Here is a 338-nt window from a genome sequence, read left to right as displayed (position 1 = left end):
CGATTATTATTTTTATCAAACTCTGCTGTAATTGGATCTAAATGTCGGTGTTGTTCATATACCGGCACATCGGGCAATGGCTTACTTAAATCCATAAAGCGCACATAACACTCCCATAATAAATAACAATGCACTGGATTAGCTGAAAGCTCTACAACTGAACCGGTTACTATTGTTTTAGGGTACTTTTCTTGGTCTATATGACTAATTTCTGGAAAGTAATTCATTACACCCGGCGCGCCCATTTTCGAGGTTAACCTGCAAACAATCTCTTCCCATTTAAAGCAACAGTTACCTAAGTCATCTCGTTGTTCACAACCTGGTATATCAAAAGTAAA

1 pseudogene is annotated in these 338 nt (G+C 37.9%); it reads right to left on the bottom strand.

Features of this window, described 5'->3' with window-relative positions:
- Window positions 1-338 (bottom strand): annotated as a pseudogene (locus tag H5232_RS23775) (hypothetical protein); the annotation flags it as partial.

It is taken from the genome of Pseudoalteromonas sp. SG41-5 (genome assembly GCF_014164495.1).
In the GTDB taxonomy this organism is placed as follows: Bacteria; Pseudomonadota; Gammaproteobacteria; order Enterobacterales; family Alteromonadaceae; genus Pseudoalteromonas; species Pseudoalteromonas rhizosphaerae.
The sequence above is the reverse complement of the archived record's forward strand: the minus strand, read 5'-3'. Positions and strand labels throughout refer to the sequence as shown.